At 69.1% G+C, this 18,268-nt stretch carries 17 protein-coding genes; 9 read left to right on the top strand and 8 right to left on the bottom strand.

The window, feature by feature from the left end; translation table 11 throughout:
• Positions 1-46: 46 nt before the first annotated feature.
• Positions 47-1,405, top strand: coding sequence for a prephenate-dependent tRNA uridine(34) hydroxylase TrhP (gene trhP, locus BM060_RS06060; protein WP_074978212.1), 1,359 nt, complete (start codon positions 47-49; stop codon positions 1,403-1,405).
• 305 nt (positions 1,406-1,710) lie between these two features.
• Here the strand turns inward: trhP and BM060_RS06065 are convergent, their stop codons facing one another.
• Positions 1,711-2,430 carry a DUF3142 domain-containing protein gene (locus BM060_RS06065; RefSeq protein WP_009614913.1) on the bottom strand — a complete coding sequence of 240 codons (720 nt, stop codon included), beginning with the start codon at positions 2,428-2,430 and terminating at the stop codon, positions 1,711-1,713.
• A gap of 7 nt (positions 2,431-2,437) precedes the next feature.
• Entirely contained in the window at positions 2,438-4,627 is a 2,190-nt protein-coding gene (locus BM060_RS06070; protein WP_074978214.1) for a tetratricopeptide repeat protein, read from the bottom strand.
• A 237-nt stretch (positions 4,628-4,864) separates the two neighbouring features.
• On the opposite strand from BM060_RS06070, the gene nirK reads away from it, so the two are divergent.
• From nirK to BM060_RS06100, 6 genes are all read left to right on the top strand, one after another.
• Positions 4,865-6,013 (top strand): copper-containing nitrite reductase, encoded by a 1,149-nt coding sequence (nirK, locus tag BM060_RS06075; RefSeq protein ID WP_135499874.1) that lies wholly within the window; start codon positions 4,865-4,867, stop codon positions 6,011-6,013.
• Between the two features lie 48 nt (positions 6,014-6,061).
• Complete coding sequence (locus BM060_RS06080; RefSeq protein ID WP_074978216.1) at positions 6,062-6,874, top strand: SUMF1/EgtB/PvdO family nonheme iron enzyme; 813 nt, start codon at positions 6,062-6,064, stop codon at positions 6,872-6,874.
• Between the two features lie 70 nt (positions 6,875-6,944).
• Entirely contained in the window at positions 6,945-7,676 is a 732-nt protein-coding gene (locus BM060_RS06085; RefSeq protein ID WP_083426726.1) for a Crp/Fnr family transcriptional regulator, read from the top strand.
• A gap of 78 nt (positions 7,677-7,754) precedes the next feature.
• Positions 7,755-8,426: an iron-sulfur cluster repair protein YtfE gene (gene ytfE / locus BM060_RS06090; protein ID WP_074978218.1), complete on the top strand. Its 672-nt coding sequence runs from the start codon at positions 7,755-7,757 to the stop codon at positions 8,424-8,426.
• Between the two features lie 101 nt (positions 8,427-8,527).
• A complete protein-coding gene (locus BM060_RS06095; protein ID WP_009614901.1) occupies positions 8,528-9,211 on the top strand; it encodes a Crp/Fnr family transcriptional regulator in 684 nt (227 codons plus the stop codon).
• A 2-nt stretch (positions 9,212-9,213) separates the two neighbouring features.
• Entirely contained in the window at positions 9,214-9,396 is a 183-nt protein-coding gene (locus BM060_RS06100; RefSeq protein WP_074978221.1) for a protein DnrP, read from the top strand.
• 611 nt (positions 9,397-10,007) lie between these two features.
• Here BM060_RS06100 and BM060_RS06105 read toward each other — a convergent pair.
• From BM060_RS06105 to BM060_RS06130, 6 genes are all read right to left on the bottom strand, one after another.
• The gene (locus tag BM060_RS06105) at positions 10,008-11,855 is read right to left on the bottom strand and encodes a nitric oxide reductase activation protein NorD (protein WP_074978223.1); all 1,848 of its coding nucleotides are present in this window, start codon (positions 11,853-11,855) and stop codon (positions 10,008-10,010) included.
• 58 nt (positions 11,856-11,913) lie between these two features.
• Positions 11,914-13,335: a cbb3-type cytochrome c oxidase subunit I gene (locus BM060_RS06110; RefSeq protein WP_074978226.1), complete on the bottom strand. Its 1,422-nt coding sequence runs from the start codon at positions 13,333-13,335 to the stop codon at positions 11,914-11,916.
• A 2-nt stretch (positions 13,336-13,337) separates the two neighbouring features.
• Positions 13,338-13,778, bottom strand: coding sequence for a c-type cytochrome (locus BM060_RS06115; protein WP_043314711.1), 441 nt, complete (start codon positions 13,776-13,778; stop codon positions 13,338-13,340).
• 114 nt (positions 13,779-13,892) lie between these two features.
• The gene (locus BM060_RS06120; RefSeq protein ID WP_009614890.1) at positions 13,893-14,141 is read right to left on the bottom strand and encodes a cytochrome C oxidase subunit IV family protein; all 249 of its coding nucleotides are present in this window, start codon (positions 14,139-14,141) and stop codon (positions 13,893-13,895) included.
• Positions 14,138-14,731, bottom strand: a complete 594-nt coding sequence (locus BM060_RS06125; RefSeq protein ID WP_074978229.1) for a cytochrome c oxidase subunit 3 — start codon at positions 14,729-14,731, stop codon at positions 14,138-14,140. The genes BM060_RS06120 and BM060_RS06125 overlap by 4 nt, the downstream gene beginning before the upstream one ends.
• Positions 14,715-15,509 (bottom strand): CbbQ/NirQ/NorQ/GpvN family protein, encoded by a 795-nt coding sequence (locus BM060_RS06130; protein WP_074978232.1) that lies wholly within the window; start codon positions 15,507-15,509, stop codon positions 14,715-14,717. Before BM060_RS06130 ends, BM060_RS06125 begins: the two co-directional genes overlap by 17 nt.
• A 199-nt stretch (positions 15,510-15,708) precedes the next feature.
• On the opposite strand from BM060_RS06130, the gene BM060_RS06135 reads away from it, so the two are divergent.
• Both BM060_RS06135 and nosR read left to right on the top strand, forming a co-directional pair.
• Positions 15,709-16,020: a c-type cytochrome gene (locus tag BM060_RS06135; protein ID WP_009614885.1), complete on the top strand. Its 312-nt coding sequence runs from the start codon at positions 15,709-15,711 to the stop codon at positions 16,018-16,020.
• Positions 16,021-16,135: 115 nt separating this feature from the next.
• Positions 16,136-18,235 carry a transcriptional regulator NosR gene (gene nosR / locus BM060_RS06140; protein WP_074978304.1) on the top strand — a complete coding sequence of 700 codons (2,100 nt, stop codon included), beginning with the start codon at positions 16,136-16,138 and terminating at the stop codon, positions 18,233-18,235.
• Positions 18,236-18,268 lie beyond the last annotated feature (33 nt).

Genomic DNA, 18,268 nt, shown 5'->3' on the forward strand with positions numbered 1-18,268 from the left:
CGCCCCCGCTAGAGTGCAGCGTTTTATCCACAACCGTCCCCACACCATGCTCCAAGCCCCCGAACTGCTCTCCCCCGCCGGCTCGCTGAAAGCCATGCGCCACGCCTTCGCCTACGGCGCCGATGCCGTCTATGCCGGGCAACCGCGCTACAGCCTGCGGGTGCGCAACAACGAATTCGATCTGGCCAACCTGGCCATCGGCATCGCCGAGGCCCATGCCCTGGGCAAGCGTTTCTACCTGGTGGTGAACATCGCCCCGCACAACGCCAAATTGAAAACCTTCCTGGCCGACCTGGAACCGGTGCTGGCCCTGGGGCCGGATGCGCTGATCATGTCCGACCCGGGGATGATCATGCTGGTGCGCCAGCATTTCCCTACGGCGAACATCCACCTCTCGGTGCAAGCCAACGCGGTGAACTGGGCCAGCGTGGCCTTCTGGCGCGACCAGGGGCTGTCGCGGGTGATCCTGTCCCGCGAGCTGTCGTTGGAGGAGATCGGCGAAATCCGCGAGAAGGTCCCGGACATGGAGCTGGAGGTGTTCGTCCACGGCGCCCTGTGCATGGCCTACTCCGGGCGCTGCCTGCTGTCGGGTTACATCAACCGCCGCGACCCCAACCAGGGCACCTGCACCAACGCCTGCCGCTGGCAGTACCAGGCGCACCCGGCCCGGGAGGACGAGCTGGGCCAACTGGTGCGCGAACCCACCCTCGGCGAAGGCGCGCCCACCGACGCGGTGTTCCTGCTGGAGGAAGGCAACCGCCCCGGCGAATTGATGGAGGCCCACGAGGACGAGCACGGCACCTACATCATGAATTCCAAGGACCTGCGCGCCATCCAGCACGTGCAGCGCCTGGCCGAGATGGGCGTGCACTCGCTGAAGATCGAGGGCCGCACCAAGTCGCACTACTACGTGGCGCGCACCGCCCAGGCCTACCGCAAGGCGATCGACGACGCCGTGGCCGGCCGGCCCTTCGACCGTGGCTTGATGGACGAGCTGGAGTCCCTGGCCCACCGTGGCTACACCGAGGGTTTCCTGCGCCGCCATGTGCATGACGAGTATCAGAATTACCAGTACGGCAGCTCGCGGGCAGAGCGCCAGCAGTTTGTCGGGGAGTTCACTGGCGCCCGCCGTGGCGAGCTCGCCGAGGTAAGGGTGAAGAACCGCTTCGCGGTGGGTGACAGCCTCGAACTCATGACTCCGGGTGGGAACCGTACGCTGTGGCTGGAGCACCTGGAGAATGTTCGTGGTGAAGCCATCGAGGTGGCGCCGGGTGATGGGCACGTCGTGTATCTGCCGGTGCCGGCGGGGGTGGGGCTGGATCATGGGTTGCTGATGCGGGATCTGGTGGAGCAGCCGGCTAAGGCGGGGTGTGGGGGGAGTTGTGGTTGCGGAGGCTCTTCGTAGGAGCGAGCTTGCTCGCGAACGGAGTTTCCCGGTTGCAACGGAGCCTTGGATTGACTCCGCTCCCTCTCCCCAGCCCTCTCCCTGAAGGGAGAGGGGGCTAGTCCGTGCCGAGAGAAGTGATGGTTTCAGTCGGAAACCTTCGGTGTTGCCGGCTGACTCAGGAATACCCAAGCACGCCGAACGGTCCCCTCTCCCTTCAGGGAGAGGGTTAGGGAGAGGGCGCTCTTCAGGTCAAGCGCCGAGATTGCCGGCGAAGCCCCGTTCGCGAGCAAGCTCGCTCCTACAAAATCCCCCCGACCACCAACTCACGGATTCTGCAAAAACACCACATACCCCCGGAACCACGGACTGCGCTCCAGATACTCCGGCGCCTGCCACTGCCCATACTGCGCCAGGCCGATGCGGAACGGCAGCTGCAGGCGCGCCACCCTGGGCAGGTAGCGCTGGTAGTCGGGAATCGTCCGCCGCCCCTGGTAGGTCTGCACCACCACCTCGTCCACCACGTCCTTGAGTTCATTGATGGTCGCCGGCTCCGCGTTGCTGCTCCAGTCCAGCAGGCCGGTGATGCTCAGGCGGTATTCGATCGGCAGGCGCCGGCGGAAGTCGCGCAGGAAGGCCACGTATTCGTGGAGGTAGCGGGTGCGGGCATCGAAGTCGATCTGCACGCCCAGCAGCGGGTTGCCGGCGCGCTGCCAGCGGCGCAGCTGGGCCAGCAGAGTGGCGTAGCTGTCCTCGCTCCAGCGCAGGCTGTGGGCGCGGTAGACCAGCCACACCTGGCCCGTGCGCAGGCGCGGCATGGCGATGCCCTGGGCGTGCAGGCGCGCCGGTTGTTCGGGGGCGCCGCGCGGGGCGCTGACCTGGCCCTGCAGCACGTACAACGTGCGCGCCTGGCGCAGCACCGGCTGGGCCTGCACGCCGCCCCACAGCCAGAAGGCGTCGTAGTCGGCGGCATCCACCACCCCGGCGCGGGCCGTGGCGCTCCACAGCAGCAGGCCCAGCGCCAGACTCTTCGCGGCCAGGCCCATGGCCGCGCTACCAGTAGTACTTCAGCGATTTCGACCAGGGCGTGTCGGCGTACTGCGTCTTCAGGGTGCGGAACCAGCGCTTGCGCTGCGCCGGGGCGATGTCCTGCTTGCCGCAGCCGTTGTAGCCGCTGGGCGCGTAGCAGTTGATCGCGCGGTAGAGCGCGTAGGCCTTGTCGTCGCTGCCGGCCTGGTCGTCGGCGATCACCTTCAGGTAGCCGTCCAGGCGCGAGTAGGGCTCGCCTTCGAACAGCGACGGGCTGCCGCCCAGTTCGCGCACGCCGGGCTGGTTGTCCAGCGGGAAGCTGTCGAGGTTGTTGCGCAGGATGAACTCGCCGAAGCAGTTCAGCGCCTGCGGCGGCTGCGGTTCCTGCTGCAGGGCCAGGGCGAGGTCGCGGATGGCCGGGCAGTCGTAGCCGGAGCTGCCCTTGCCGCCCGGCCACTGGAACAGGCTCAGTGGCTGCCCGCCGCCGTAGACGAAGCCGAGGCTGGCGCTCAGCGGCTTGGTCGAGGGCTCGGCCGGCAGCAGCGCGAGGTCGTTGACGAAGTTGCCGTAGCGGCCGTGCAGCAGGTCCTTGTACAGCAGGGTGAAGAGCGCGGTGTCGCGCTCCTCGGCCGGCGCCGTCTCGGACTTCACCTGCTGGCGCAGCAGCTCGGGGCCGGCGATGTGGCGCAGCAGCAGTTCGCGGATCGCCGGGGTCCGCACCGGCGAACTCTCCGCATAGACCTTCACCAGGCGGTCGCTGCGTTCGTAGTTGAAGGCCAGCGCCAGTTCCAGCTGCTCGCGCTGCAGCGGCTGGCGGGCCAGCGGCAGCAGTTGCAGCCAGAGCTTCTCCGCGCCCAGCCAGTCGTTGCCGGCCTCCAGGGCGAAGCCGCGCAGGGTCTGCTGGCTGAAGGCGAGGTAGTCGAGCTTCTGCGGCAGAGTCTTCGGCAGCTGTTCGGCCGCCTTGCCCGGCTGTTCCTCGACGTACAGCTGCCAGGCCGCCAGCAGGTAATCGTGCAGCCCCGGCAGGTCGGCGAACAGCGGCTTCTGCGCCTGCAACCCGGGCAGGTCGAGGGCGCGGCCCTCGCCGGGCTCGTGGTGGCGCATCTGCATCAGGTCGAGCACCGCCAGCAGGCGCGGGTCCTTGACCTCGGCCGGGTGCGCGCTGACCAGCAGCTTGTTGTCCACCTCGGCGATCAGCTGGGCCTGGTCGGCGTTGCCCTGGGCGGTTTCCGGCTGGGCGAACAGCCAGGCGTATTCCCCGGCCAGGCGCCCGGGGTCGTTCATCAGCCAGTACACGCGGCGCATCAGGCCCTTGGCCGAGGTGGCGTAGCGGCCCTGTGGATAAGCCTGCAGGTAGGCCTTGAAGTCGCTTTCGGCGACCTTCAGCGCGGCCTGGTCGACCTTGCGCAGGTCGGGGTAGCCCATGTCGTCGAAGGCATTCTGCTGCGCCTGGTTGAGCTGGCTGCGGCCGAGCATGTAGCGCGCCGTCTCGCGCAGCCAGGGCAGCCGGCTGTCGTGCAGGGCCTGGAAGCTCTTGCGCGCGGCCTGGAAGTGGCCGCTATAGAAAGCGGCGATGCCCTGCAGGTAGCCGGCGAAATCGCGCCCGCCGGGGGAATCCACGTCGCCGGGCAGCAGGCCGGCGAGTTGCGCCTCGTCCCACTGGCAAGCCTGCAGCAGGGCCAGGCGCGCCCGCGCCAGGCTCTGCCGCTCGGCGGGCGGCAGGTCGGCGGCCAGCAGCTGGGCGAGGAAGTCCTGGGCGGTGGCCGGGTTGTTGCTGCGGCAGCGGCTGCCCTCGCCGCTGGCGAAGCGCTCGCCTTCGGCCGGCACCGCATCCGCCGGCAGGCCGATGCGCACCGCCAGCTCCGCCAGGGGCGCCGCCGGCTTGGCAGCGGCGGCCGCTGTGGGCTCCACGCTCAGGGGCTCGTCGAACAGGCGCGTCAGCGGGAAGGGCACCAGGCCGTAGCCCAGTTGCTGCTCGTCATCGGACAGCGCCTTGACCGGCAGGCTGGCGCGGCCGGTATCGGCCAGCAGCAGCTGCAGGTTGACCCGGCTGTCGTTGCCGGGGCTCAGGAACGGCAGGCTGTTGCACACGTCCAGGGTGTCGCGCTTGAGGTTCCAGCTCGGGTAGCAGGAGTCGTCGCTGCTGGCGTAGGCCTGCTGCGCGGCAAGCACGCCGAAGGTGAGGGCCAGGAGGGGGAGTCCACGCGGGCGCATGCAAGGTCCTTGTCCGTTGGAGCCCGCGCCTTGGCGCGGGGGATTCGCTCTTTGGGCTGGAATCTTACCTCGGCGCACAGGCACTTGCCGCATTCACACAGGCGCCATAGGAAAAACCTGACGGCGCGCTGCGGCAGATTGTCCAGCTGCGCCGCTATTTGCTGCGGCGCAAAGAAGGTTTTCGCCCAAGGGAGTTCCCTGTGGATAACGAAATCCCGTCCATTAGGAGAAGTACCCATGGCTGACCTGGAAAAAATGCCTTTCTCGCGCCGCAGCCTGCTCGCCGGAGCCGTCGCGCTCGGCGTCGCCGGTTCGGTCCTCGGCAGCGGTCTGGCCTTCGCCAAGGAGTCGGCGCCGCTGCAGACCGGGCCGGCACCGGACCTGTCGAAGCTGGCCAGGAGCAAGGTCGAGCTGCTCACCCCGCCCTTCGTCCATGCCCACGAACAGCGCACCGGCAGCAAGCCGCGGGTGGTGGAGTTCCGCATGGTCATCCAGGAGAAGGACCTGATCATCGACGACGACGAAACCCACGTCCACGCCATGACCTTCAACGGCTCGGTGCCCGGCCCGCTGATGGTGGTGCACCAGGACGACTACGTCGAACTCACCCTGGTCAACCCGGCCAGCAACAGCATGGCCCACAACATCGACTTCCACGCCGCCACCGGCGCCCTGGGCGGCGGCTCGCTGACCATCGTCAACCCCGGCGAGCAGGTCAAGCTGCGCTTCAAGGCCACCCGCCCCGGCGTGTTCGTCTACCACTGCGCGCCCGGCGGGATGATGATCCCCTGGCACGTGGTCTCGGGCATGAACGGCGCGATCATGGTGCTGCCGCGCGACGGTCTGAAGGACCGCGACGGCCGCCCGCTGAAGTACGACAAGGTGTTCTACGTCGGCGAGCAGGACTTCTACGTGCCGCGCGACAAGGACGGCAAGTTCAAGCGCTACGCCACGCCCGCCGAGAGTTTCAACGACACCATGGAAACCATGAAGAGGCTGATCCCCAGCCACGTGGTGTTCAACGGCCGGGTCGGCGCCCTGACCGGCAAGAACGCGCTGACCGCCAAGGTCGGCGAGACCGTGCTGATCGTCCACTCCCAGGCCAACCGCGACACCCGCCCGCACCTGATCGGCGGCCACGGCGACCACGTCTGGGCCACCGGCAAGTTCGGCAACCCGCCGGAAGAGGGCCTGGAGACCTGGTTCATCCCCGGCGGCGCCGCCGGCGCGGCGCTGTACACCTTCCGCCAGCCGGGCCTGTACGCCTACCTCAACCACAACCTGATCGAAGGCGTGGCCCTGGGCGCCACCGCGCACTTCCAGGTCGAGGGGCAGTGGGACTCCGACCTGATGAGCCAGGTCGAACCGCCCTCGCCCATCAAGTGACGCCACCGGCCGGCCCGCGAGGGCCGGCCCCGCCACGAGGGAACGCCCATGCGCAAGGCGCTGATCATCGCCCTTCCGCTGCTGCTGGTGGCCATCGCCCTGAGCGCATGGCTGCCGCGCACCGACCCGGGCCTGGCGCCGGAGACCGTCAGCCTGACGCCGCGGGAATACCGCTTCCGCCCCGCCGGCGACTACTGGCGCGACGCCCGCCCGGTGGATGCGCCGCTGCGCAGCGAACGCCTGGCGCCGCGCTTCGCGGTGATGAAATACCAGGTCAGCCGGGCCGAATACGCCCGCTGCGTGGACGCCGGCGCCTGCCTGGCGCTGGATGGCCAGGCCGCCACGCCCGGCGCCGACCTGCCGCTCACCGGCGCCAGCCTGCTGGATGCGCAGCTCTACGCCGACTGGCTGTCCAGGCGCACCGGCCAGCGCTGGCGCCTGCCCAGCGATGAGGAATGGGCATTCTTCGCCGGCTCGCGCTGGGCCGACGACGCCCTGCGCATCGACGACGATGGCCGCAACCCGGCGCGCCGCTGGCTGGCGCGCTACCGCTTCGAAGCCGCGGCGGCCAGCGAAGGCCCGGCCCGGGCGCAGCCGCGCGGCAGCCATGGCCTCAACGAACTGGGCGTGGCCGACCTGGCCGGCAACGTCTGGGAGTGGACGCAGAGCTGCCACACGCGGGTCAGCCTGGATGCCGACGGCGCGGAAAGGACCCGCGTCGAGGCCTGCTCGATCCGCATCGCCGAAGGCCGCCACCGCGCCGCCATCAATGAATTCGTCCGCGATGCCCGCGGCGGCGGCTGCAGCGCCGGGCAGCCGCCGGACAACCTGGGTTTCCGCCTGGTCAGAGAGCTGCCTTGACTTGATCCCACTCAAGTTTCGCCACCCCGCGGAACCGGTATGCTGCGACGGGCCCCAGGGAATCCTGACCGTGAGCGACAAGCCACCGATCAACCGCGCCTGGCTGGCGAACCTGCCGCCGTTCGCCAACTGCACCCGCGAGGAGCAGGACGACATCCTCCGCCCGGCCAGCGTCCTGCCGCTGCACTGCGGCGCCACGGTGTTCGAGCAGGGCGAGCCGGCCGAGCACTTCTACCTGCTGGTCCACGGCCGCCTCAAGGCCACCCAGCTGACCTGCGACGGCCAGCGCGTGCTGGTGCGCCTGGTCAACCCCGGCGACCTGTTCGGCTTCGTCCGCGCCCTGGGCCGCGAGGACTACCCCGCCACCGCCAGCGCCACCCAGGAAAGCCTGGCGCTGGCCTGGCCCACCGCGCAGTGGGAACCGCTGCTGGCGCGCCATCCCGGCTTCGCCCTGAACACCGTGCAGGCCATCGGCGTGCGCCTGCAGGAAGCCCACGTGCGCTTCTGCGAACTGGCCACCGAGGAAGTCGAGCGCCGCGTCGCCCACGCCGTGCTGCGCCTGGTGCGCAGCAGCGGCCGGGCGGAGTCCGAGGGCGTGCGCATCGACTTCCCGGTCAGCCGCCAGGACATCGCCGAGATGACCGGCACCACCCTGCACACCGTCTCGCGCATCCTCTGTGCCTGGGAAGGCCGCGGCCTGGTGCGCGGCGGCCGGCAGAAGCTGCTGGTGCGCAACCCGCAGCAGCTGCTGCACATCGCCGAGGGCGACGACGAACGGGAAACCGCGCACTGCGACGCTTGACCGCAATCAAGGAGCCCGGGCCACCGCCCTTCCTAGACTGGCGCCTGCCTACCGCACCGACTCCCGAGGCCCGCCGCCATGCACGACAACCTGACCGAACGCACCCTCAGCGACCTGGCCTGCAGCCTGCCCGGCAGCACCAGCCTGCTGCGCGACTACAAGCTGGACTTCTGCTGCGCCGGCCAGCGCAGCCTGCGCGAAGCCGCCAGTGAACTGGGCCTGGACGCCGAGCGCATCGCCAGCGAACTGCGCGCCCTGCGCCCGGCCAGCGCAGAGCGCGACTGGCGCCAGGCGAGCAACGCCGAACTGATCGAGCACATCCTCGAGCGCTACCACCAGCGCCATCGCCAGCAGTTCCCCGCGCTGCTGCCGCTGGCCCAGCGCGTGGAGCGCACCCACGCCGCGCACCCGCACTGCCCCCACGGCCTGGTGGCGCTGCTGGAGCGGATGCAGGAAGAACTCGAATCGCACATGTGCAAGGAGGAGCACATCCTGTTCCCCTGGCTGATCCAGGGCGTGTCGCTGCTACACGTGCAGGGGCCGATCGGGGTGATGCGCCACGAGCACGACGAACATGCCCAGTCCCTGGCCGCGCTGGCCGAGCTGACCGACGACCTGACCGCCCCGGCCAACGCCTGCACCACCTGGCGCGCGCTCTACGCCGGGCTGGAGGAGCTGCGCCGCGACCTGATGCAGCACATCCACCTGGAGAACAACCTGCTGTTCGTCGGCGCCAACCGGCCGCAATGACCACTTATCGGCCGGAGGCCGGCGTGACAGCATGCCTCACCCCTCAACCCGCGCATGGCGAGCATACTGGGCGGATGTCCCCGGCCCAGGAAAGCTCCGCCATGCAGTCCCAGCGCGTCCACCAGCAGATCCTGCGCGGGCATCACCTGTTCGATGCCCTCGACGAGGCGCAGCTGGAACAGCTGCTCGCCACCTGCCAGCTGCTCAACCTCGACAAGGGCGACAAGCTGTTCCACCAGGGCGAGCCGGCGCATGCGTTCTTCTTCGTGATATCCGGCGCGGTGAAGATCTTCCGGCTGACCCCGGAGGGCCAGGAGAAGGTGCTGGAAGTGGTGGTCGGCCGGCAGACCTTCGCCGAGGCCATGATGTTCATGGACACCCCGGACTACGTCGCCTCGGCCCAGGCGCTGGAGCCGACGCAGGTCTACCGCTTCGCCAACCGCACCTACCTGGAACTGCTGCACAGCAACCCGCAGCTGCCCTTCGCCCTGCTCGGCACCCTGTGCATCCGCCTGCACCGGCGGATCAACGAGATCGAGACGCTGTCGCTGAAGAACTCCACCCACCGGGTGGTGCGCTACCTGCTGACGCTGCTCAACCGCCACGGCGACGCCGACCTGCGCTTCGACCTGCCGATGGCCAAGCAACTGGTGGCCGGGCATCTGTCGATCCAGCCGGAAACCTTCTCCCGCGTGCTGCGCCGGCTGATCGACGAACGCATCATCGACCTGCAGGGCCGCACCGTGCAGGTCCTCGATCCGCTGCGCCTGGAGCAGTTCGAATAGGTATGCGCCAGTGCCTGTATTGCCAGCAAGCCAGCACCGACGAGCACGCCGACTGCCCGCACTGCGGCATGCCGCTGCCGGCCGAACAGGCCCTGGCCCGGCAGAGGCGGCTGCGTCGGTTCCGGGTTTTCTGCGTCATTCTCGCGCTGTTCTGCGTGGCCATGGCCGTCTGGTTGCCGCGTTAGGCGTCCTGAGACCGGTCTGCCGGCCGGATCGCGGATGAATCCGCTCCTACGCTGTTTTCTGGGTTCCCGCGTTCGCGGGAATGACGTCGGAAAACACGAATCTTAATCCCGTCATTCCCGCGAACGCGGGAACCCAATAGACAGCCGAATGCTTCTCGTAGGAGCGAGCTTGCTCGCGAACGGGGTTTCCGGCGACGCAGGTGTTGGGCTCAAGAGCGCCCTCTCCCCAACCCTCTCCCGCAAGCGGGAGAGGGGGCTGTCCTGAGCGGCCGGTAAATCCGGAGCCATCCTGATACGCCCGGCTACGAGGTGCTTTTCGTAGGAGCGAGCTTGCTCGCGAACAGGATTTGCCGGTGACACAGGTGTTGAACTCAAGAGCGCCCTCTCCCCAACCCTCTCCCGCAAGCGGGAGAGGGGGCTGTCCTGAGTGGCCGGAAAATCCGTTCGCGAACGGATCTCGCTGCGGGGATTGGTTCGCGAGCAAGAACTAGGTGTCCCCCTCGCTCCTACAACGGGCTGTCCACCGCCTCACTCGCCACATCGTCCCCCTGTAGGAGCGCGCCCTGCGCGCGATTCGCGGGCAGGGCCCGCTCCTACAATGGCGCACGGCCTCACTCGCGGCGGCGGGTCAGTTGGCGGTACAGCTGCGGCAGGCGCAGCGGCAGCTGGGCCGGGTCGTGCAGCATCTGGTAGCCCTGGTGGCCGAACAGGTGCGGCAGGTAGTCCGCCGCCTCGCGGTCGATGGTCAGGCAGAACGGCAGCACCCCGGCGCGGCGGGCTTCCAGCACCGCCTGGCGGGTGTCTTCGATGCCGTAGCGGCCCTCGTAGCAATCCAGGTCGTTGGGCTTGCCGTCGGTGAGGATCAGCAGCAGGCGCTGGCGCTCGCCGCGTTCGAGCAGCAGTTGCGTGGCCCGGCGGATCGCCGCGCCCATGCGCGTGTAGTAGCCCGGGCGCAGGGCGCGGATGCGGCCGCGCACGGCGTCGCCGTGGCGTTCCTCGAAACTCTTCAGCTGGGTCAGGCGCACGTGGTGCCGGCGCAGCGAGGAAAAGCCGTACAGCGCGAAACGGTCACCCACCGCCTGCAATGCTTCGCCGAACAGCAGCAGGCTGTCGCCGATCAGGTCGATGACGCGGTGGCGGTCGTCCAGGTGCGCGTCGGTGGACATCGACAGGTCGGCCAGCAGCAGGCAGGCCAGGTCGCGGCGGGTCTGCCGGCGTTCGAGGAACAGGCCGGTCTCGGCACAGGCGCCCAGGCGCCGTTCGACGCTGAAGTCCAGCCAGGCCTGCAGGTCCGGCTCGCTGCCCTGGGGCTGGCGGCGCAGCCACTGCGGTTGCTGGCGCAGGCCTTCGAACTGCCGGCGCAGACGCCGGGCGATGGGCGCCAGCGCATCCGGCAGCGGCGCCGGCGCGGCATCGCGCGGCAGCATCGGTTGCAGGCAGACGTGGTCGGGCAGCAGGCACTGGCGCCGGTAGTCCCATTCCGGCAGGCGGATGCCCTCGCCCAGCGGCAGGTCGTCGTATTCGGCCGCCGGCAGGTCCAGGTCCAGGCGCAGGCCGCCGCCCTTGCGCTGGCGTTGCCGGGACAGGCTCAGGTGGTCGAGGTCCTCGGCCACCCGCGCGGCGTCCAGGTCCTCGCTGTCGTCGCCGGCGCGGTCCAGCTCGACGTGCTCGGACCAGCTGAACAGGTTCTCCAGGCGGAACAGCAGCAGGCCGCCGCGCCCCGGGTCCTGTTCGGTGCGCTCGCCACGCTTGCGGGCGATGCCGTTGCGGGCGTCGCCCGCCGGCCTGCCCTGCTCGTCGCCGTCGACCAGTTCGGTGCGCTGCGGCGCCGCCAGTTGCTGCGGTGGATACAGCCACAACGGCAGCGGCCAGGGCGCGCGCTCGCTGCGCGGCAGGCGGAGTACGCTGCCCGGCTCGCGCAGGGCCTGGCGCAGCGCGCGCTCCAGCACCGCCTCGGCCGGCGGCAGCTGGGCCGGGTCCGGGCGCAGCGGCAGCAGCGCCTCCACCAGGCGTTCATAGCGCGGGCGCAGCAGCGGGTAGCGCTGCAACACGGCGAGGGTCCAGGCCTGGTTGTCGCCGGCCCAGTGCCGCAGCGGCTGGCTGTGCGCCGCGAGCAGCGCCAGCCAGCGGTAGAGTTCACGATTCAGTTGCGCATCGGGGTAGACCGCCAGGCTGGGCGGCAGGCGCAGGGAGTCGGCGTCGAACCAGGCCACCGGCAGCTGCTGGCAGGTGCCGGCCACCTGTTGCAACAGGCTGCGCCGCACCAGCAGTTCGCGCGGGCTGGCCGCCTCCACGCCGACGCCGGCCTCGCCGCCGGTGCCGCGGAACAGCAGCAGCAGGCTGCGGCGGACCTCGTCCAGGCTCACCGCCGCGTCCTCGAACGTCGGGCTCGCGCGGCGGGTGATGAAGCGGTGCCAGGCGCGGCCGAAGCCTTCCTCCAGTTCCAGGTGAATGGTCATCGCGGCCTCGCGAAAAAAAGGGCCCGCTGCCAGGCAGACGGGCCCCGGGGGAGGGAACTCAACCGGCCTGCTGCGCCACGCCCACCGCGATGCGGCCGCGCTGGCGGAAGCTCAGCAGGTAGCAGATCAGCCCGATGAGGAAGCCGAAGCCGGCATACAGGCGCAGCCAGAAGAACACCTTCAGTTGCTCCACCGTGGCCATGAACGGCATGGCCGCGCCGTCGGCCGGCATCCGCTGCAGCCACACCTGCACCACGCCGGCGGCGGTCAGCAGCAGGGTGATCAGCAGCATGGAGATGGTCATCAGCCAGAAGGCCCAGATCTCCAGGCTCTGCGCCCGGGCGTCGGCCGCCTCGCCGATCCCGCGCAGGCGCGGCATGGCGTAGCTGATCAGGGTGATCACGATCATCACGTAGGCGCCGTAGAACGCCAGGTGGCCGTGAGCCGCGGTCAGCTGAGTGCCGTGGGTGTAGTAGTTCACCGGGGCCAGGGTGTGCAGGAAGCCCCACACGCCGGCGCCGAGGAACGCGGTCACCGTGGTGCCCAGGGCCCAGAGCGAGGCGGCCTTGTTCGGGTGCTCACGGCGACGGCGGCGCACCATGTTGAAGGCGAACAGCACCATGGCGAAGAACGGCAGCGGTTCAAGGGCCGAGAAGATCGAGCCGAGCCACAGCCACACGCCCGGCGCGCCGATCCAGAAGTAGTGGTGGCCGGTGCCGATGATGCCGGTGATCAGGGCCATGGCGATGATCACGTAGAGCCACTTCTCCACCACCTCGCGGTCGACGCCGGTGACCTTGATCAGCACGAAGGCCAGCATCGAGCCCATGATCAGCTCCCACACGCCTTCCACCCACAGGTGCACCACCCACCACCAGTAGTACTTGTCGCGGGCCAGGTTCTCCGGGTTGTAGAAGGAGAACAGGAAGAACACCGCAAGGCCCACCAGGCCGGTCATCATCACCACGCTGACCACCGTCTTGCGGCCCTTCAGCAAGGTCATGCCGATGTTGTAGAGGAAGCCCAGGGCGACCACGACTATGCCCAGCTTGGTGATGGTCGGCTGTTCGAGGAACTCCCGGCCCATGGTCGGCAGCAGCTCGTTGTGGGTCAGCCGCGCCAGCCCCGCGTAGGGCACCAGCAGGTAGCCGAGGATGGTCAGCACCCCGGCCGCGGCGAACACCCAGAACAGCACGATCGCCAGTTTCGGGCTGTGCAGCTCGCGGTCGGCCTCCTCCGGCACCAGGTAGTAGGCCGCGCCCATGAAGCCGAACAGCAGCCAGACGATCAGCAGGTTGGTGTGCACCATGCGCGCGACGTTGAACGGGATGGCCGGGAACAGGAAGTCGCCGACCACGTACTGCATGCCCATGACCAGGCCGAAGACGATCTGCCCGACGAACAGCATCAGGGCGAATACGAAGTACGGCTTGGCCACCGCTTGCGAGGCGAATTTCAGATGGGGATTGCCCGGGTTCATGCTCAACCCTCCTTGTTCGGCGGCCATTTGTTGGTATCGATCTTCGAGGTCCAGCGCAGGAAGGCCGCCAGGTCCGCCACCTCCTGGTCGCTGAGGTGGAACTGCGGCATCTGCCGGCGCCCGGGGATGCCCAGCGGCTGCATCTTCATCCAGGCGGCGAGGAAGCTGTCGAAGGCGGCGTCACCGCCGCGGCGGCCGATCACGTTGCCCAGCTCCGGCGCGAAGTAGGCGCCCTCGCCGAGCAGCGAATGGCAGCCGACGCAGTTGTTCTGCTCCCACACCAGCTTGCCGCGCACCACCGACTCGGTCAGCTCGGCCTGGTTGGTGCGTTTGGGGAAGGTGGTTTCGGTGTGATAGGTCAGGGCGAGAAACACCAGGAAGAAGAAAACGCCTCCCCCCAGGTAGATGTTCCTCGCCATGCCCTTGGTGAAGGTGTCTGACATGGGGTCCTCCTCGGTCTCGATTTGCGGCCATTCTAGGAAGGCCCCCGGGCCGATCCGCTTGATGGCGATCAAGAAAGACCAATGCTTCCTGTCAGGTATTTATTTTCAGGGAAATCAGTAGCTTGCGTGGACGGCCAGAAGGAGCACAGCGAGCGCCAGCGGCCAGCCGAGCAGCAGCCGGCGCCACAGCGCCGGGCCGTGGCCCAGCTCCATGAAGCGCAGCACGATGAGCCAGGCCTTGCCCAGCGCCAGCAGCAGGATGCTCGCCACCGGCAGCAGCGCGCTGGCGGCGTGGTTGCCGAGCCAGATGCCGGCCAGCGCCAGCGGCACCAGCAACGCCCAGGCCAGGGCCAGCGACCTCATGGCAGCGGCGCCAACACGTAGACCAGCGGGAACAGCATCACCCACACCAGGTCGACCATGTGCCAGTACAGCGCCCCGGATTCCAGCCCGCCGAGGGCGCCCTCGGCATAGGCGCCGCGCAGGCAGCGCAGGGCCATCCAGCCGAGGATCACCAGGCCCAGCCAGACGTGCAGGAAGTGGAAGCCGGTGACCAGCCAGAACAGCGTGAAGAAGGTGCTGTGCTCCAGATCCAGCCCGCGCTGCGCCAGGTGCAGGTACTCGCCAGCCTTCAGCCAGACGTGCAGCAGGCCCAGCGCCAGCGCCGCCAGCAGCAGGAAGCCGGCGCGGCGCTGGTAGCCGCGGCGCACCAGCTCCACCGCGGCGGCGGCGAGGAAGCCGGCGGTCAGCAGGCTCAGCGTCAGGACCAGGCCCAGGGACAGGTCCAGCGCCGCGCGGCCGTCGCGGAAGCCCTCGGCATCCAGGCGCTGGGCCACGGCGAAGACCAGGATGAGGATGGCGAAGACGCTCAGCTCGGCGAGGATGAACAGCCACATCGCCAGGTCGCCCGGCAGGCGCCGGGTGCCGGCCAGGGCCTCAGGCGAAGTGGACATCGACCAGGTCCATCAGCGCGGCGACGGTGCCCTCGTCGTCGGACAGCGGCTCGGCCAACCCGGCGCGGCACGCCTCGCGCGGCGCCAGCCCGGCATGGATCAGCCGCGCGGTGAGCACCAACAGGCGCGTCGAGCAGACTTCCTCCAGCTCCTGCCGCCCCAGGCGGCGCAGGGCCACGCCCAGTTGCGCCAGGCGCTGGGCCAGCTCGCGGTCGACGTTGGCCTCGCGGGCGATGATGCCCGCCTCCACCTCCGCCGCCGGGTAATCGAAGCGCAGCGCCACGAAGCGCTGGCGGGTGCTCGGCTTCATGCCCTTGAGCAGGTTCTGGTAGCCGGGGTTGTAGGACACCACCAGCATGAAGCCGGGCGGCGCCACCAGCGACTCGCCGGTGCGCTCGATGAACAGCTCGCGGCGATCGTCGGCCAGCGGGTGCAGCACCACCACCGTGTCCTGGCGCGCCTCGACCACCTCGTCGAGGTAGCAGATGCCGCCCTCGCGCACCGCGCGGGTCAGCGGGCCGTCCTGCCACCAGGTGCCGTCGCTGCCGATCAGGTGGCGGCCCACCAGGTCCGCCGCCGACAGGTCGTCGTGGCAGGCCACGGTGTACAGCGGCCGGCCCAGGCGCTGCGCCATGTGCTGGACGAAGCGCGTCTTGCCGCAGCCGGTGGGGCCCTTGATCAGCACCGGCATGCCTTGCGCCGCGGCTTCGCTGAACAGCGTCACCTCGTTGCCGCTGGGCTGGTAGAAGAGCGGAAGTTCCTGGGCGGGGGCGTTCATGGGCGGGGGGTCTCCATCGGGTTCCACGGCTTGGCACGCTAGCCAGCGCGACGATCCGCCTCAAGCGCCGCGCCGGAAGTTCTTGATTGTCATCAAGCGCCCGCGCGAAGGGCCCCTCCTAGAATCGCAGCCACCGCCGGGCGGGACGCCGGCATCTGGATCCGGCGCTGCGGCGCCAAGCCTGCGAGGAAAGAGAACCATGAACAAAGCAATGGCCGTACTGCTGGCCGCCGGGTTGCTGGCACAGGCGCCAGCCTTCGCCAGCAGCGCCGAGGACCTGTTCAAGGCCAAGGCCTGCGTGGCCTGCCACACGCTGGACAAGAAGCTGGTGGGCCCGGCCTTCCATGACGTGGCGAAGAAGTACGGCGACCAGTCCGACGGCGTGGCCCACGTGATGCACAGCATCCGCAAGGGCAGCCAGGGCGTCTGGGGCGCGATGCCGATGCCGCCCAACGCCGTCAGCGAGGACGAGGCCAAGACCCTGGCCGAGTGGATAGTCACGCTCAAGTAAGTTGTCGCCGAGGGGAGGAAACCCGATGGCCGCCGACCAGGATGCCCACTGTAGAACGGAGCCCGATGCCGGGCGCAAAGGCGCCGTCTGGTGCCTCCATCTGCTGCTGGGCTGGCTGCTGCTACTGGTCGGCCTGGCCGCCCACGGCGCCGAACTCAGCGACCTGGAGCGCACGCGCATCACCCAGGTGTTCCCCGGCGTCGAGCGCATCGGCGACGCCGAGGGCGAATTCGGCGTGCGCCGCCTGTTCAAGGGCGACGAGCTGCTCGGCTACGCCTTCCAGAGCATCCGCGTCACGCAGATGCCGGCCTATTCCGGCAAGCCGATCAACCTGCAGGTGATCCTCGATCCCCATGCGGTGATCCGCGACGCCTATGTGCTGGAACACCACGAGCCGATCCTGCTGATCGGCATCCCCGTCGAGAAACTGCATGCCTTCACCGCCGGTTATGCCGGCGTGCGGGCCGACCAGCGCGTGGTGGTCGGCCGCTCCAGCGACGCCCAGACGACCACCATCGATGCCGTCGCCGGCGCCACTGTCACCGTGATGGTGGTCAACGAGATCGTCATGCGCGCCGCCCATACCGTGGCGGTGTCCCTGGGGCTGATCGAGGACGGCGGCAGCGTGCGGCCCAAGCCCGCGCAGGTGCGCCTGGAGGCCTTCCAGCCGGCGACCTGGGCCGAGCTGACCGGCAACGGCGCGATCCGCCGCCTGCAACTGAACCGCGGGCAGATCGACGACGCCTTCAAGGGCACCGAGGCCGCCAGCGTCGGCGCGGCCGATGCGGCGCACCGGGCGGACGACTTCATCGACCTCTACACCGCCCTGCTCAACCCGCCAACCGTCGGCCGCAACCTGCTGGGCGAGCGCCAGTACCAGGAGCTGATGGACTCGCTGAAACCCGGCGAATACGCCATCGCCGTGCTGGGCAACGGCCAGTATTCGTTCAAGGGCTCGGGCTACGTGCGCGGCGGCATCTTCGACCGGGTGCAGCTGCGCCAGTTCGGCGACATCCTCAGCTTCCGCGACCTCGACTACCAGCGCCTGTCCGACGTCTACGCCGAGGGCATGCCGGCCTTCGCCGAGATGGCCATCTTCATCGTCCGCGCCCAGCACCGCTTCGACCCCGGCACGCCGTGGAACCTGGAGCTGCTGGTGCGCCGCCAGACCGGCCCGGTGGCCAGCCTGTTCACCAGCTTCGCCCTGCCCTACCAGACGCCCGAGGCCTACCTGCTGCGGCCGCAGCCCAGCGCCGAGGAACTGGCGGCCCTGGAAGAGGCCAAGCGCCCCCTGTGGCTGCGCATCTGGTACCAGAAGAGCTTCCGGATCGGCGTGCTGCTCGGCGCCCTGGCGCTGCTCGCCACCATCCTCTTCCTGCAGGACGCCCTCACCCGCCGCCCGCACCTGCTGCACTGGGTGCGCCGCGGCTACCTGGCGTTCACCCTGGTGTTCATCGGCTGGTACTGCCTGGGCCAGCTGTCGGTGGTCAACGTGCTCACCTTCGTCCACGCGCTGTTCGAAGGCTTCCGCTGGGAGCTGTTCCTCAGCGACCCCATCCTGTTCATCCTCTGGACCTTCACCGCCGCCAGCGTGCTGCTCTGGGGACGCGGCGTGTTCTGCGGCTGGCTGTGCCCGTTCGGCGCCCTGCAGGAGCTGCTCAACGAGGCCGCGCGCAAGCTGCGGGTGCCGCAGTTCGAATTGCCCTTCGCGGTCCACGAACGGCTCTGGGCGATCAAGTACATCATCCTGCTGGCGCTGTTCGGCCTGTCCCTCGAATCGCTCTCCACTGCCGAGCGCGCCGCCGAGGTGGAGCCGTTCAAGACCGCCATCACCCTGGGCTTCGCCCGCCAGTGGGGCTTCGTCGCCTACGCCGCCGGCCTGCTGCTGGTCAACCTGTTCACCCGCAAGGTCTATTGCCGCTACCTCTGCCCGCTCGGCGCGGCCCTGGCCATCCCCGGCAAGGCGCGCCTGTTCGACTGGCTCAAGCGGCGCAAGGAATGCGGCCAACCCTGCCAGCTGTGCGCCCGCGAATGCGAGATCCAGGCCATCCACCCGGACGGCCGGATCAACGCCAACGAGTGTCACTACTGCCTCGACTGCCAACTCACCTACCACGACGAAAACAAGTGCCCGCCGCTGGTGAACAAGCGCAAGAAACGTAGCAAGCAGGCACCGGCGGACGACGGCGAGCGGATCGCCGTGCGCCAACTCTGATGCGCCAATTTTGAATAGCAACTTGGGAGGATC

Source organism: Pseudomonas citronellolis (genome assembly GCF_900112375.1).
In the GTDB taxonomy this organism is placed as follows: Bacteria; Pseudomonadota; Gammaproteobacteria; order Pseudomonadales; family Pseudomonadaceae; genus Pseudomonas; species Pseudomonas citronellolis.

Bases quoted from the DNA above. Each gene is read 5' to 3' on its own strand.
- trhP (WP_074978212.1), top strand. From the start codon at position 47: ATGCTCCAAGCCCCCGAACTGCTCTCCCCCGCCGGCTCGCTGAAAGCC.
- BM060_RS06065 (WP_009614913.1), bottom strand. From the start codon at position 2,430: ATGGGCCTGGCCGCGAAGAGTCTGGCGCTGGGCCTGCTGCTGTGGAGC.
- BM060_RS06070 (WP_074978214.1), bottom strand. From the start codon at position 4,627: ATGCGCCCGCGTGGACTCCCCCTCCTGGCCCTCACCTTCGGCGTGCTT.
- nirK (WP_135499874.1), top strand. From the start codon at position 4,865: ATGGCTGACCTGGAAAAAATGCCTTTCTCGCGCCGCAGCCTGCTCGCC.
- BM060_RS06080 (WP_074978216.1), top strand. From the start codon at position 6,062: ATGCGCAAGGCGCTGATCATCGCCCTTCCGCTGCTGCTGGTGGCCATC.
- ytfE (WP_074978218.1), top strand. From the start codon at position 7,755: ATGCACGACAACCTGACCGAACGCACCCTCAGCGACCTGGCCTGCAGC.
- BM060_RS06095 (WP_009614901.1), top strand. From the start codon at position 8,528: ATGCAGTCCCAGCGCGTCCACCAGCAGATCCTGCGCGGGCATCACCTG.
- BM060_RS06100 (WP_074978221.1), top strand. From the start codon at position 9,214: ATGCGCCAGTGCCTGTATTGCCAGCAAGCCAGCACCGACGAGCACGCC.
- BM060_RS06105 (WP_074978223.1), bottom strand. From the start codon at position 11,855: ATGACCATTCACCTGGAACTGGAGGAAGGCTTCGGCCGCGCCTGGCAC.
- BM060_RS06110 (WP_074978226.1), bottom strand. From the start codon at position 13,335: ATGAACCCGGGCAATCCCCATCTGAAATTCGCCTCGCAAGCGGTGGCC.
- BM060_RS06115 (WP_043314711.1), bottom strand. From the start codon at position 13,778: ATGTCAGACACCTTCACCAAGGGCATGGCGAGGAACATCTACCTGGGG.
- BM060_RS06120 (WP_009614890.1), bottom strand. From the start codon at position 14,141: ATGAGGTCGCTGGCCCTGGCCTGGGCGTTGCTGGTGCCGCTGGCGCTG.
- BM060_RS06125 (WP_074978229.1), bottom strand. From the start codon at position 14,731: ATGTCCACTTCGCCTGAGGCCCTGGCCGGCACCCGGCGCCTGCCGGGC.
- BM060_RS06130 (WP_074978232.1), bottom strand. From the start codon at position 15,509: ATGAACGCCCCCGCCCAGGAACTTCCGCTCTTCTACCAGCCCAGCGGC.
- BM060_RS06135 (WP_009614885.1), top strand. From the start codon at position 15,709: ATGAACAAAGCAATGGCCGTACTGCTGGCCGCCGGGTTGCTGGCACAG.